Source organism: Mycolicibacterium tokaiense, assembly GCF_010725885.1.
In the GTDB taxonomy this organism is placed as follows: Bacteria; Actinomycetota; Actinomycetes; order Mycobacteriales; family Mycobacteriaceae; genus Mycobacterium; species Mycobacterium tokaiense.
The window spans coordinates 6,152,073-6,165,016 of record NZ_AP022600.1; the positions used below are offsets into that span (position 1 = coordinate 6,152,073).

General features: G+C 68.8%; 14 protein-coding genes. 5 read left to right on the plus strand and 9 right to left on the minus strand.

Annotated elements, in window-relative coordinates; translation table 11 throughout:
* Positions 1–8: 8 nt before the first annotated feature.
* Positions 9–437, minus strand: a complete 429-nt coding sequence (locus G6N58_RS29580) for a CBS domain-containing protein (protein WP_115280376.1) — start codon at positions 435–437, stop codon at positions 9–11.
* A 135-nt stretch (positions 438–572) separates the two neighbouring features.
* On the opposite strand from G6N58_RS29580, the gene G6N58_RS29585 reads away from it, so the two are divergent.
* The 3 genes from G6N58_RS29585 to G6N58_RS29595 all read left to right on the plus strand — a co-directional run bounded on the left by G6N58_RS29585 (position 573) and on the right by G6N58_RS29595 (position 3,230).
* A complete protein-coding gene (locus G6N58_RS29585) occupies positions 573–1,556 on the plus strand; it encodes an aldo/keto reductase (RefSeq protein ID WP_115280375.1) in 984 nt (327 codons plus the stop codon).
* A gap of 37 nt (positions 1,557–1,593) precedes the next feature.
* Positions 1,594–2,427 (plus strand): ribonuclease Z, encoded by an 834-nt coding sequence (locus G6N58_RS29590; RefSeq protein WP_115280374.1) that lies wholly within the window; start codon positions 1,594–1,596, stop codon positions 2,425–2,427.
* A gap of 326 nt (positions 2,428–2,753) precedes the next feature.
* Positions 2,754–3,230 (plus strand): DUF5994 family protein, encoded by a 477-nt coding sequence (locus tag G6N58_RS29595; protein ID WP_272953901.1) that lies wholly within the window; start codon positions 2,754–2,756, stop codon positions 3,228–3,230.
* A gap of 29 nt (positions 3,231–3,259) precedes the next feature.
* On the opposite strand, the gene G6N58_RS29600 is transcribed toward G6N58_RS29595, so the two are convergent.
* The 4 genes from G6N58_RS29600 to G6N58_RS29615 form a co-directional block, all read right to left on the minus strand.
* Positions 3,260–3,463 (minus strand): cold-shock protein, encoded by a 204-nt coding sequence (locus tag G6N58_RS29600; protein ID WP_068917908.1) that lies wholly within the window; start codon positions 3,461–3,463, stop codon positions 3,260–3,262.
* A gap of 107 nt (positions 3,464–3,570) precedes the next feature.
* Positions 3,571–4,410: a transglutaminase family protein gene (locus G6N58_RS29605; protein WP_115280373.1), complete on the minus strand. Its 840-nt coding sequence runs from the start codon at positions 4,408–4,410 to the stop codon at positions 3,571–3,573.
* Positions 4,411–5,388, minus strand: a complete 978-nt coding sequence (locus G6N58_RS29610) for an alpha-E domain-containing protein (RefSeq protein WP_115280372.1) — start codon at positions 5,386–5,388, stop codon at positions 4,411–4,413.
* A complete protein-coding gene (locus tag G6N58_RS29615) occupies positions 5,388–7,094 on the minus strand; it encodes a circularly permuted type 2 ATP-grasp protein (protein WP_179968236.1) in 1,707 nt (568 codons plus the stop codon). The genes G6N58_RS29610 and G6N58_RS29615 overlap by 1 nt, the downstream gene beginning before the upstream one ends.
* A gap of 188 nt (positions 7,095–7,282) precedes the next feature.
* Between G6N58_RS29615 and rpsT the strand changes: the two genes are divergently transcribed.
* Complete coding sequence (rpsT, locus tag G6N58_RS29620; RefSeq protein ID WP_068917911.1) at positions 7,283–7,543, plus strand: 30S ribosomal protein S20; 261 nt, start codon at positions 7,283–7,285, stop codon at positions 7,541–7,543.
* A gap of 73 nt (positions 7,544–7,616) precedes the next feature.
* On the opposite strand, the gene holA is transcribed toward rpsT, so the two are convergent.
* Genes holA through G6N58_RS29635 form a run of 3 tightly spaced genes read right to left on the minus strand, consistent with a single transcriptional unit; the run spans position 7,617 to position 10,924 of the window.
* Entirely contained in the window at positions 7,617–8,603 is a 987-nt protein-coding gene (gene holA / locus G6N58_RS29625; RefSeq protein WP_115281954.1) for a DNA polymerase III subunit delta, read from the minus strand.
* 12 nt (positions 8,604–8,615) lie between these two features.
* Positions 8,616–10,112 carry a ComEC/Rec2 family competence protein gene (locus G6N58_RS29630; protein WP_115281953.1) on the minus strand — a complete coding sequence of 499 codons (1,497 nt, stop codon included), beginning with the start codon at positions 10,110–10,112 and terminating at the stop codon, positions 8,616–8,618.
* Positions 10,113–10,138: 26 nt separating this feature from the next.
* A complete protein-coding gene (locus G6N58_RS29635) occupies positions 10,139–10,924 on the minus strand; it encodes a ComEA family DNA-binding protein (RefSeq protein WP_115280371.1) in 786 nt (261 codons plus the stop codon).
* Positions 10,925–11,071: 147 nt separating this feature from the next.
* On the opposite strand from G6N58_RS29635, the gene G6N58_RS29640 reads away from it, so the two are divergent.
* Positions 11,072–12,115, plus strand: coding sequence for an NAD(P)H-dependent amine dehydrogenase family protein (locus G6N58_RS29640; RefSeq protein ID WP_115281952.1), 1,044 nt, complete (start codon positions 11,072–11,074; stop codon positions 12,113–12,115).
* Here the strand turns inward: G6N58_RS29640 and G6N58_RS29645 are convergent.
* Positions 12,105–12,944, minus strand: a complete 840-nt coding sequence (locus G6N58_RS29645; RefSeq protein WP_115280370.1) for a DegV family protein — start codon at positions 12,942–12,944, stop codon at positions 12,105–12,107. The two genes, G6N58_RS29640 and G6N58_RS29645, sit on opposite strands and share 11 nt — an antisense overlap.

The window sequence follows — 12,944 nt, forward strand, 5'->3', positions numbered from 1 at the left end:
ACGCCGATTCAACCCTGGGTGATGTAGGCCTGCAGCTGCGCCTGCTCGGCCTGCAGCTCCTCCATCCGGGTCTTGACCACATCGCCGATGCTGACGATGCCGGCCAACCTCCCGCCGTCCATCACGGGAACGTGACGCACCCGGTTCGTTGTCATCAGGGCGCTGAGACTGTCCACGGAATCGGTCGGCGCGCACGTCGCCACCGTCGTGGTCATGATGTCCGCCACCGGTCGTCGCAGCAGATCCGCGCCCAACTCGTGCAATTTGCGCACCACATCCCGCTCGGACACGATGCCGATCACACCGTCCGGCGACACCACGACCATCGCGCCGATGTTGTGCAGTACCAACTCGTTCAGCAATGCCCCGACCGAGGTGTGCGCGGTGATGGTGGCCACCGCGTCACCCTTGGCCCGAAGCACGTCAGCGATCCTCATCGACCCCTCCCGCCTCAGTGATCTACCTCACATCAGGCTAGGCCCGCGCGGCGCAACTGTGAAGACGCTGTCGGCCGGAATACCGCCCCCGCGAGCGCTCTTGCACGAGAGGCCTCGACCGCAGAAGGGAAACGCATGTCCGTGACACTCGGAGATCAGCTGACCGTGAGTGATCTGGGGTTCGGCGCGATGGCGCTGACGCCGGTCTACGGCCAGGTCGACGACGCGGAGTCACTGGCCACCCTCAACCACTGCCTGGACGTCGGAGTGACCTTCATCGACACCGCCGACGTCTACGGCGGCGGAGACAACGAACGGCTGATCGCCGCGCTGCTCGCCGACCGCCGGGACGAGGTGGTGCTGGCGACCAAATTCGGCATCACCGGCAACCCGTCGGCCGGCGACCGCAGCACCCGGGGCGACGCTGCCTACGTGCACCAGGCCGTCGACGCGAGCCTGAAACGGCTCGGCACCGACGTGATCGACCTCTACTACATGCACCGCCGCGACCTGGCGGTCCCCATCGAAGAGACGGTGGGGGCGATGGCCGAGCTGGTGAGGGCGGGCAAGGTGCGCCATCTCGGCCTCTCGGAGGTGACCGCCGACGAGCTGCGAGCGGCCGTGGCCGTGCACCCCATCGCCGCGGTGCAGAGCGAATGGTCGATCTGGAGCCGTGACGTGGAAGCCAACGTGGTGCCCGCCGCAGCGGAGCTGGGCGTCGGGTTCGTCCCCTACTCTCCACTGGGCCGCGGATTCCTCACGGGCACGGTCCGCTCGACCGCCGACCTGGGCCAGTTCCGCGGCGCCCTGCCCCGTTTCTCGGACTCAGCCCTGCAGTCGAATCTTGCTGTGGTGGAGGTGATCTCGGCGGTGGCGCAGCAGGTGGACGCCACCGCGGCACAGGTGGCGCTGGCCTGGTTGCGCTACCGTGCCCACGCCCTCGGGGTGGCATCGGTGCCCATTCCCGGCACCCGGCGCGCGGCCAGGGTCGACGAAAACCTGGCATCGCTGAACGTGACCCTGACCGGCGAGCACCTCGACGCACTCGATGCCGCCGGTGCGCAGGTGTCCGGCCAGCGTTTCGCCGACCCGACTTGGATCTCGGCCGGACGCGAATAAGCCGACATTTCGACCGCCCATCCGGTTAGCTGTGGGCATGATCGAGGTGATGCTGCTCGGCACGGGTTCACCGTTGCCGGACGCCCGGCGGGCGGGACCGTCGACACTGGTACGGGCCGCAGGCCAGACCTTCCTGGTGGACTGCGGGCGCGGGGTGCTGATGCGACTCACCGCCGCGGGCGTGGGCGCAAACGGCCTGTCCGCGCTGCTGCTGACCCACCTGCACAGCGATCACATCGCCGAGCTGGGCGATGTCATCATCACCCGCTGGATCAGCACGTTCACTCCGGATCCGCCGCCGCTGCAGATCATCGGCCCGCCCGGTACGGCCGCGGTGGTGGATGCCGTGCTCGCCGCGTTCGGCTTCGACATCGGCTACCGGATCGCCCACCACGCCGACCTGACCGCTCCCCCGCCGCTGCAGGTGCACGAGTACACCGGCGGCGTCGTCTGGAATGCCGACGGCGTGCGCATCACCGCCGGTGCCACCGACCACCGGCCGGTGGAACCCACCATCGGGTTCCGGGTCGAAGCCGACGGCCACTCGGTGGTGCTCGCCGGCGACACCGTGCCGTGCGCCGGGTTGGATGAGCTCACGTCCGGAGCGGATGCGTTGGTGCACACAGTGATTCGCAAGGACCTGGTGGCGCAGATGCCGATGCAGCGGATCAAGGACATCCTCGATTACCATTCCTCGGTGGAACAGGCGGCCGCCACCGCGGCCCGTGCCGGGGTCGGCACGCTGATCCTCACCCACTACGTGCCTGCTCTGGTACCCGGCCAGGAGGACCAGTGGCGGGCATTGGCGGCCACCGAGTTCGGGGGCCGTGTCGAACTGGGCGACGACATGCACACCGTGCAGGTCGGGTGATGTGCTCGGTTCTTGTCGGAACGGAGTAAGGTGGAGTCGAGCGGTCCCACTGTGAACCAGCGGCCCTTCGGGCCCGGAGATGGTCGATCAACGTTCGGCAGCAGTGACCCTTCCACCGCTTCGAAGGAATTTCACCTCATGGAATCAACCGAGATCTTCTCGCACGCCAAGAAACAGCACGACACGGCACCCAGTTCGGCCTTCCACGAGCCAGTTCAGATGCCGACGTTCTCTGATGACGACAGGAACCACCCCGCGACTGATTCGCGGTCGTTCTGAACGGTCTGACCGGCTCGCGCCGCACGGCGCGGCCGGTCAGACTTTCCCTGAACAATGGCGACGTGGCCGCCATCGACGGTGCCTGGTGGCCCCACACCGCGTCCGTGTCCAACGAACTGCCGGAACTGATCGAACGTCTGCAGCCCCGCCTCGGGGTCGTCGAGAACATCCGGATCAACTGGTCGGCCACCGAGGGTCCGCTGGGTTTCACCGACATGTGGTCCCGGGCGGCCAAATCGGCGCATCCCTGCCAAGCGCCACGCCTGATGGCTGTCAGTGGGCGCGACGCCGCGATCAGACTGCTGGTGATCCCATATCTGACCTCGCCTGAGCTCGGGCAGTTGGTCCTCGCTCTCGCCGCGGCACGGCCGGTGGCCATGGCGCCCGCCGACCCCAAGCTGTCGAAGATCGGCGATTACATCCTGAGCATCGCGACCGCTGAGAGTCGACGGTGGTGCGGTGAGCCGGAAACCGCGGCGCTCCAACACAATACGTTGAAAAACAACAACGGGCCGGTGCGGTAGACCACACCAGCCCGTTGCGCGCCGCAGCGTCAGATCGTGGTGACTCCCACGGCCTGGGGACCCTTGGCTCCCTGCTCGACCTCGAACTGGACGCGCGCATTCTCCTCCAGCGTCCGGAATCCGCTTCCGCTGATTTCGGAGTAGTGGACGAAGACATCAGCAGCGCCACCATCGGGAGCGATGAAGCCGAAGCCCTTTTCGCCGTTGAACCATTTCACAGTTCCCTGTGCCATAACTTACTTCTCTCATCAAAAGCCGCGAACCTATAACGTCGGCTCGTCAATCGTAGCACACCGGAGAGGCATGTCAAACGTGTTGCCGCAGCTGACTTTTCACGCTCTCACGCCAGGCGGGTGATCTCCACGATCACGTCCAGGTCGGTGGATCCCTCACCTGAGTAGATGCCCTTGAGCGGCGTCACGTCGGCGTAGTCACGGCCCACGCCGACGCTGATGTACTGCTCGTTGATCTCGGCGTCGTTGGTGGGGTCGTAGTTCCACCAGCTGCCGGTCCAGGCCTGCAGCCAGGCGTGGCTCTGCCCGTCGATGGTGTCACCGACCTTCGCCTTGGGTTTGGGATGCAGATACCCCGAGACGTACCGCGCCGGGATTCCCATGCCTCGCAACAGGATCAGCGTCAGATGCGCGAAGTCCTGACACACGCCTTTCCCCTCGCGCAGCGCATCGAGGCCGGACGAGTGCACGCCGGTGGTGCCCGGGACGTATTTCAACTCGCCCTGCACCCAGCGGGCGGCCTCGATCACCGCCTCCTCCGGTTCGTGGTACTTGGCGATGCGCCGGCCCACCCGCTCGATCCGCTTGCTCGCCGGGGTGTAGTGCGTCGGCGTCAGGTATTCGTCGAACCGGTCGATCACGGCCTCGGACGCGAGGTCATCCCAACTCACCTTGACCTCGGGCCGTTCCTGCCGATCGGTCTCCACCACCGACGATGCGGTGACCTCGAGCTCGGCGTGAGGAGCGTGCAGATCAAAGGCAGTGACCGCCGTGCCGAAGTAGTCGACGTAGCGGTAGGACCGCGTGGCGGGCACCGTCTCCACCCGGTTGAGGATGACGTTCTGCCGGGAATCCGACCGCGGGGTCAGACGCGCTTCGTTGAACGACGCGGTGACCGGCGACTTGTAGGCATACCCCGTGGAGTGCACCACCCGCATCCGCCACATCTAGACCTCACCCTCCTCGATCACCAACGACCCGTTGCGCCCGGCGTCTGTCCACGCCACCCACGGCGCTGAGTGGAAGTACTGCAGCGCCAGGGCTTCTCCGACGTCGAAACACATCCTCTGCAATCCGGCCAGCCGCTGCTCCAGTTCTTCGAGAAGCAGACCGGGCCGCAGGAACTCCAGCTCGCTGCGCGCGCGGCCCAACAGCCGCTGCGCCTCGGCGGTGGCGCCCAGACGGTTGTGCGGCCGGTTGAGCAACTCGTCGAGGCTGTGCTCGGCCACCCGCAGCGAGTAGAACACCGACCGCGGGAACAACCGGTCCAACAGCATGAACTCCACCACCCGGCCCGCGTCGAGCACGCCGCGGTAGGTACGCAGATACGTGTCGTGGGCGCCCGCCGAACGCAACACCGTCACCCAGGCCGGCGACGATGCGCTGTCGCCCACGCGGGCCAGCAGCATGCGGACGGTCATGTCCACCCGCTCGATGGCCCGACCGAGCACCATGAACCGGTACCCGTCGTCGCGCGACAGGGTGGAATCAGCCAGCCCGGCGAACATCGCGGCCCGGTTCTCCACGTACCCGAGAAACTCGTGCGGACCCAGGCGTTTGGCGGCGCGTTCGCGCTCACCCAGCGCGTTGTACGTGGCGTTCAGACATTCCCACATCTCGGTGGAGGTGACTTCGCGTGCACCGCGGGCATTTTCGCGTGCCGCGGAGATGGCCTCGACGATGGAACATCCACCATCGGTGTCGCGACTGAAGGCCACCAGGTCGGTGAGCGACCAGACGTCCAGCGCCTCCTGCGGCGGCCTCATCCCGAGCACCCGCAACAACACCCGCGACGCGTGGTCCGGATCGACGCTGGAGTCCTCCAGCAGCTGGTGCACGGTCACGTCCAGGATGCGCGCCAGGTCGTCGGCCCGCTCGACGTAGCGACCGATCCAGAACAGCGATTCGGCGTTGCGCGCGAGCATCAGTGCATCACCGCCTGCTGTTGTTGCTGCTGTTGCTGGCTCTGCGGTCCCTGCTGCTGACTCAGCACACCGGCCTGCTGTTGTTGCTGCTGAGACGAGCTCGCACCGTCGCCGTTGCGGTCCGCCGCTGACTTGGGCGCCTTGGGCAGCGCCCGGACCACCTCGGCCGCGCCGAGTTCGCGATCGGCGACCGAGGTGCGCGATGCCAGCACCCAGGTGTCCTTCGACCCGCCGCCCTGGCTGGAGTTCACCACCAGGGAGCCCTCCGGCAGCGCCACGCGGGTCAGCCCACCCGGCAGCACCCACACATCGTCGCCGTCGTTGACCGCAAACGGGCGCAGGTCGACGTGCCGCGGCGAGAGCCGGTCGTCGATCTGGGTGGGCACGGTCGACAACTGGACCACCGGCTGGGCGATCCAGCCGCGCGGATCGGCGCGCACCTTCTTCGAGATGGCGGCCAGCTCCTTCTCGGAAGCATCCGGGCCGAAGACGATGCCGTACCCGCCGGAGCCCTCTACCGGTTTGATCACCAGTTCGTCGATGCGGTCGAGCACTTCCTCCCGCTCGTCGTCGAGCCAGCACCGGAAGGTGTCCACGTTGGCCAACGCCGGCTTCTCGCCCAGGTAGTACTCGACCATGGTCGGCACATAGGTGTAGACCAGCTTGTCGTCGCCCACGCCGTTGCCGACGGCGCTGGAGATCACCACGTTGCCCGCCCGCGCGGCGTTGAGCACCCCGGCGACGCCGAGCACGGAGTCCGGTTTGAAGTGCATCGGGTCCAGGAACTCGTCGTCGATGCGGCGGTAGATCACGTCCACCTGACGCTCGCCCTCGGTGGTGCGCATGTAGACGGTGTTGTCGCGGCAGAACAGGTCGCGGCCCTCCACCAGCTCCACACCCATCTGGCGGGCCAGCAGGGAGTGCTCGAAGTACGCCGAGTTGTAGACCCCGGGGGTCAGCACCACCACCGTCGGGTCGGCCTCGTTGGTGGCCGCGGACTTGCGCAGCGCCCGCAGCAGGTGCGAGGAGTAATCACCGACGGCACGTACCCGGTGCGAGGCGAACAGGTTGGGGAACACCCGCGCCATGGTCCGGCGGTTCTCCATCACATAGGAGACGCCCGACGGTGAGCGCAGGTTGTCCTCGAGCACCCGGAAGGTGCCCTGACCGTCGCGCACCAGATCGATACCCGCGACGTGGATGCGCACCCCGTTCGGTGGGACGATTCCCACCGCCTCCCGGTGGAAGTGCTCACACGAGGTCACCAGCCGGCGTGGGATGACGCCGTCCCGCAGGATCTCCTGGTCGCCGTAGATGTCGTCGAGGTACATCTCCAGCGCCTTGACCCGCTGGGTGATGCCCCGCTCCAGCCGCGACCATTCGGCGGCGGAGATGACCCGCGGAACCAGATCCAGGGGAAACGGCCGCTCCTGACCGGACAGGGAGAAGGTGATGCCCTGGTCGATGAACGCACGGCCCAGCGCCTCGGAGCGCGCGGCCAGCTCCGACGCATCCGAGGGCGCGAGCTCGGCGTAGATGCCCTTGTACGGTCCTCGGACATTGCCCTGGGCGTCGAACATCTCGTCGAACGCTTGGTCGTAGGCCCCGCGGGTGTTGTAGCCGTCGAAGATCTGCTCGTGTTTTCGACCGTCTCTACGCGTTCCGGCCGAAGAACTGCGTGACTGTCGTCCGTTCTCACTGGGCAGGGTTCGAAGACTCACCTGTCACATGCTGCACTACGATCGCCGTTTCGGCAGGTTAGTACGCTCGACTTTGGGATATCGGGGGCCCTGCTGGTAACCTGAGCAGTCGCTGCCCGCCTCCGGGCGCGCTGGCCCCTGACGATCGGGTGCCCAGATACCAAGCTTGACAGAAAGTACGAAGGAACTCACGCGTGGCCAACATCAAGTCGCAGCAGAAGCGCATCCTCACCAACGAGCGCGCCCGACTGCGCAACCAGTCGGTGAAGTCCGCGCTTCGCACGGCTGTCCGCGGATTCCGGGAAGCCGTCGAGGCCGGTGACAAGGAGAAGGCCGGCGAGCTGCTGGTGAGCACCAGCCGCAAGCTCGACAAGGCCGCCAGCAAGGGCGTCATCCACAAGAACCAGGCCGCCAACAAGAAGTCGGCCCTCGCCCTGGCGCTCAACAAGATCTGACCCAGTTCTCGAACGAGAAAGCAGCCCGCCGTCTGGTGGGCTGCTTTGTCGTATCTGGACAGGTCGTTTCTGCTCAGCCCCGCCCGGCGGCCGCGATCTCGGCGACCCGGCGCACCGCGGACTCCAGCGCATAGTCCGCGTCCGCAGCCGCACCCTTGACGTCGGCGTTGAGCGCCGCCACCAGTCGGATGGCGTCGGCCACGCCGTCACGAGACCACCGGCGGGACTGCTTCTGCGCCTTCTGGATCCGCCACGGCGGCATACCCAGCTCCGAGGCCAAGCGGTACGGATCACCTGACAACGGCCCGACCCGGGCGATGGTGTGCACCGCCTCGGCCAGCGCGTCGGCCAGCACCACCCGCGGCTCACCACTGAGCATGGCCCAGCGCAGCGCCTCGGCCGCACCTTCGACGTCGCCGAGCACCGCCTTGTCGGCGATGTCGAACCCTTTCACCTCGGCCTTGCCGCTGTGATAGCGGCGCACCGAGGCCACGTCAACTCGGCCGTCGGTGTCGGCGACGAGTTGTGAACAGGCCGAGGCCAATTCGCGGATGTCGGACCCCACGGCGTCGATCAGGGCCGTCACCGTCTCCTCGTCCACCTTGACCCGCAGCGCCCGGAATTCCGCCCGCACGAAGTCGATACGCTCACCGGCCTTGGTGATCTTGGCGCACGGATGCACCTGGGCACCCAGCTCTTTGAGCTGCCCCGCCAGGGCCTTGGCCCGGCCGCCGCCACTGTGCACCACCACCAGCATGGTGCCCTCGGGCAGTTCGCCGGCCACGGAGGCGATGAGCGCCGCGGCGTCTTTGCCCGCCTCGGCAGCGGCCTCCAGGACCACCACGCGCTCGTCGGCGAACAGCGACGGGCTCAGCAGCTCGGCCAGCTCACTGGTGCTGACCTCACCGGCACGCAGGCGGTCCACCGGAACGTCGTTGGTGGCCGAAGCGTGGGTGCCGGCGAGCTTGCGCGCCTGTGCGAGCACGGCGGTGACGGCGCGCTCGACCAGCAGCTCTTCCTCACCCAGGATCAGATGCAGTCCGTTGACCTGTGGGCTCACCACACGATCGTTTCACGTCCCGCCGACACCGAGCCCTGCGGACACCGCCCACGCCAGTAGGCACACCGCGGCGGCGGCCATCACCAGCCGGAACGGGCGCCTGCGCCACAGCACCACTGACGCCATCACCGCCGCGGCCATCATCAGCGCACCTCCTGGCCCCGACGGCACCGGGACCGCGGCATGCGGCACCGCAGCGCCGCCGTGTGCGACCTGCAACAACCACCACAGCTCCGGGCCGGTGAACCGGATCAGCAGACCGCCGGCCGCCGGCAGCACCGGCGCCACCGCGGCCGCGGCGGTACCCAGCACGGTGATGGGGGCGATCACCGGCGCCACCAGCACGTTGGCCACCACGGCGACCAGGCTCAGGCTGCCGGACAGGCCGGCGATCAGCGGCGCGGTGACCAGCTGTGCCGCCAGTGCCACACAGATCGCGTCCGCGAGCGGTTTGGGCCAGCCCCGAGCCACCAGCCGCCGCGACCACAGCGGTGCCAGCACCACCAACGCCGCGGTGGCCGAGACCGACAGCGCGAACCCGATGTCGACGGCCAGTTGCGGGGCCAGTGCCAGCAGTCCGATGACGGTGGCAGCCAGGGCGGGGATGGCCTGCCTGCGCCGCGCCGACACCACCGCCAACAACGTGATGGCCCCCATCACCGCGGCCCGCAGCACACTCGCGGTGGGCTGCACCACCACCACGAACGCCACCAGCACCACCGCGGCGAGCAGCACCGCCACCCGCAGTCCGACGACGGCAGCCGACAGCAGCACCGCCCCGCAGACGATGGTCACGTTGGCTCCCGAGACCGCGGTCAGGTGGGTGAGGCCGGCGGTCCGGAAATCGGTGACGAGCTCCGGCGGCAGCATCGACGTGTCCCCCAGCACCAGGGCAGGCAGCAGCGCCGCCGCCTCCGCGGGCAGCACGGTGCGTCCCGCCTCGGCCAGCCTGGAGCGCAGCCGCTGCGCGCCGCGCTGCACCGGGGTGGCCGCGCCGACGGTGGGGCGCCCGGAGGCGGTGAGCACCGCCACCGTCAGATCCCGTCGGGTCGGTGGCGCGATGCGGGTCCGGAACCGCACCGACTGTCCGGCGCTGACTGCGCCGAACGCGTCCGCGGACGCGAAAACCACCACCCTGCCCCGCATCTCGGCCCCGCCCACCAGCCGCAGGTCGGCCCGCATCAGCAGCCGTCCGCTGCCCAGCACCCGCGGGGTCTCGGTGACCAACACCGTGACCTCCGCCTGGCGGCCCACGCTGGCCAGGATCGGGTGTTGCCGAACATCGTTGTCCCGCAGCGTGATCGCGGCGCCGAAACCCAGGCCGACCAACGCCGCTGCCAGCACCGCGGTCAGTACCGCCCGACGGGGACCGGCCGGGGTGCGGCGTCGCAGCAGAGCCGCCACGCCGGCCCCCACCGCGCCCGTCACCGTCGCCGCCACACCGGCCTGCCACACGATGCCTGCGGCGGTCACCGCCCAACAGGTCAGCGCCGCGGGAACCAGCCGCAGGTCGTATCCCGGGGCGTCCTGCGGCGTCACACCCGCACACGGTCGCGCAGCTTGTCCAGCCGGGCGGGTCCGATGCCGTCGACCTCACCGAGCTGCTCCACATCGGTGAATCGTCCGTTGGCATCCCGCCAGGCGATGATGGCCGCGGCGGTGACGGGACCGACACCGGGCAGGGCGTCCAGCTGCTCGGCGGTCGCGGTGTTCAGATCCACCGGACCGGCGGCATCGGTGGCGCCGGCCGGCCCGGGGGTTTCGGCCGGGGTGCCCGGATCAGCGGCCACCGAACTGCCCAACGCGGGTGGCTGCCCGGGTAGCGGGGCGATGCCGACCACCACCTGCTCACCGTCGGCGACGCGGCGGGCCATGTTGAGGCCGAGGGTGTCCGCGCCCTCGGTCACTCCCCCGGCGGCGGCCAGCGCATCGGCCACCCGCGCGCCGGCGGTCAGGGTGACCAGGCCGGGTTTGTGCACCAGCCCGACGACACTGACGACCACCGAGCTGTCCTGGGGTCGCGGGGCGGCCGACGACACCATCTCCACCGCAGGCAGATTGGCCGCCGTGACCGGCGGGGGTTCGTCGCGGATCAAGGTGAAGACCGTGATGAGCACTGCGATGGCCGCCACCGCGCCCAGCGCCAGCGCCCCGGTACGGCCGGGGTCGGCCCGCGCGGTCTCCCACCAGCTGCGCGGCTGCGCATCGGGCAGCCACCGGGGCAGTAGCTCGTTCGGATCGTCGGCGGCCGGTTCGGCCGTCTCGTCGGACGGCTCGGCGAGGCGGCGGCGCAGCCGTTGGGTGGGCAGTTCGGTCGGCATGTGCCGACCGTAGGTGCAGGCCAGGACAGTGCGCCTGCGTCAGACCGGAGGCTGTGGATGATCGCCGGACTGTGGATGACCGGTTCCGGCCCGTGCCGGCACGCCAGCAGACATAATCTGCAGACTGTCTACTACCGGGGAGTGCCGATGACCGCCACCATCAAGGTCCTGCAGTGGACCACCGGCAACATCGGCCGGCGGTCGCTGCACGCGATCATCGGCCGCCCCGACCTGGAATTGGTCGGGGTGTACGCACACGGTGCGGACAAGGTGGGCCGCGACGCCGCGGAACTGGCCGGCTGGCCCGAGCCGACGGGCGTGCTGGCCACCAACGACATCGATGCGCTGTTGAGTCTGGGCGCCGACGCCTGTTGTTACAACCCGCTGTGGCCCAGCGTCGACGAGCTGGTGGCGCTGCTGTCCAACGGCGTCAACGTGTGCACCAGCGCCGCCTGGATCACCGGGGGCAAGCAGTCACCCGCTGATCGTGAACGCATCCTGATCGCCTGCGAAGCAGGCAAGTCCACCATCTTCGGCAATGGCGCCCACCCGGGCATGACCAACATGGTGGGCATGGTGCTCTCGGGTTCCTGCGAGCGGGTCGACGAGATCCGGATCACCGAATCCGTGGACTGCTCCACCTACGAGTCGGCGGGCACCCAGTCGGCGATGGGATTCGGGCAAGACCCCGAGACCCCAGATCTGGCCGAGAGCGTGCGCCGCGAGAGCGAGGTGTTCGCCGAGTCGGCCGCCATGATGGCTGACGCGATCGGCGCCCAGCTGGATCGGATGACGTTCGACGTGCAGTTCACCGCCGCCACCGGTGACACCGACCTGGGTTTCATGACGATCCCGGCCGGCACGGTGGGTTCGGTGTACGGCTATCACCGGGGCTGGGTCGGTGAGCGCAACGTCGTCAGCGTCGGATTCAACTGGACCATGGGCGATCACGTGGTACCGCCCAAGCCGCTGGAACACGGTCACGTCATCCAGGTGTTCGGCCTGCCCAACATGCGCACCGTGCTGCACTGCCTGCCGCCCCGGGACTGGACCGAGCCCGGCTTCATGGGCCTGGGCATGATCTACACCGCGATGCCGGTGACCAATGCGGTGCCCGCCGTCGTGGCCGCCGCACCGGGCATCGCCACCCTCAAGGACCTGCCACCGGTCACGGGGCGCTTCATGCCGTGATCTCGGGCAACGAGACGACGACGGCCAGTGCGCCGGCGCCGACGTGCAGCGCCAGCACCGGCCCGAGGTCGGTGACGACGGGCGTCGCGCACTGCGGCAGGCGGGAACTCAACGCGGACGCCAATTCGTCGGCGGCAGCCGGATCGGCCACGTGGTGCACGGCCAGCTCGGCGGGGCCGTCACCGATCAGCTCGCACACCTTGTCCTGCATCGCCATCACGGCTTTGGACGCAGTCCGGACACGTTGGGCCAGCACCAGTTTGCCGTCCTCGATGCGCAGCAGCGGTTTCAACGACAACGCAGTGCCCAGCCACGCGGCGGCACCACCGATGCGCCCGCTGCGGCGCAGGTTGTCCAACCGGTGCACCACGATGAAACCGTGGCTGTTGCGCACCCCGGCTTCGGCGGCCGCCCCCACCTCGTCCAGGCCCTTCCCCTCGGCCGCTGCGCGCGCGGCGGCCAGTGCGACGAACCCGGTTCCCATTGCGGTGGAACGGGAGTCGATCACCCGAACCTTGCCGCCGAACTGCTGCGCAGCCTGCTGGGCGGCGCCGAAGGTACTCGACAGCGCCGAGGACAGGTGCACCGCCAACACCCCGTCGCCGCCGCTGTCCGCCAGGGCGTGGCTGTAGGCGGCACCGAGTTCGACCAGCGTGGCACCCGCGGTGGAAGCGGTGCGCTCATGGATGTCGTCGGGGATCTCGTCGACGCCGTCGCGCAGGTCTTCCTCGTCGACCAGGATGTGCAACGGCACCACCCGGATGCCGTGCGCCTGCGCCAGTTCCGCGGGCAGTCGAGCCGAGGAGTCGGTGACGACGATGACCGCCAC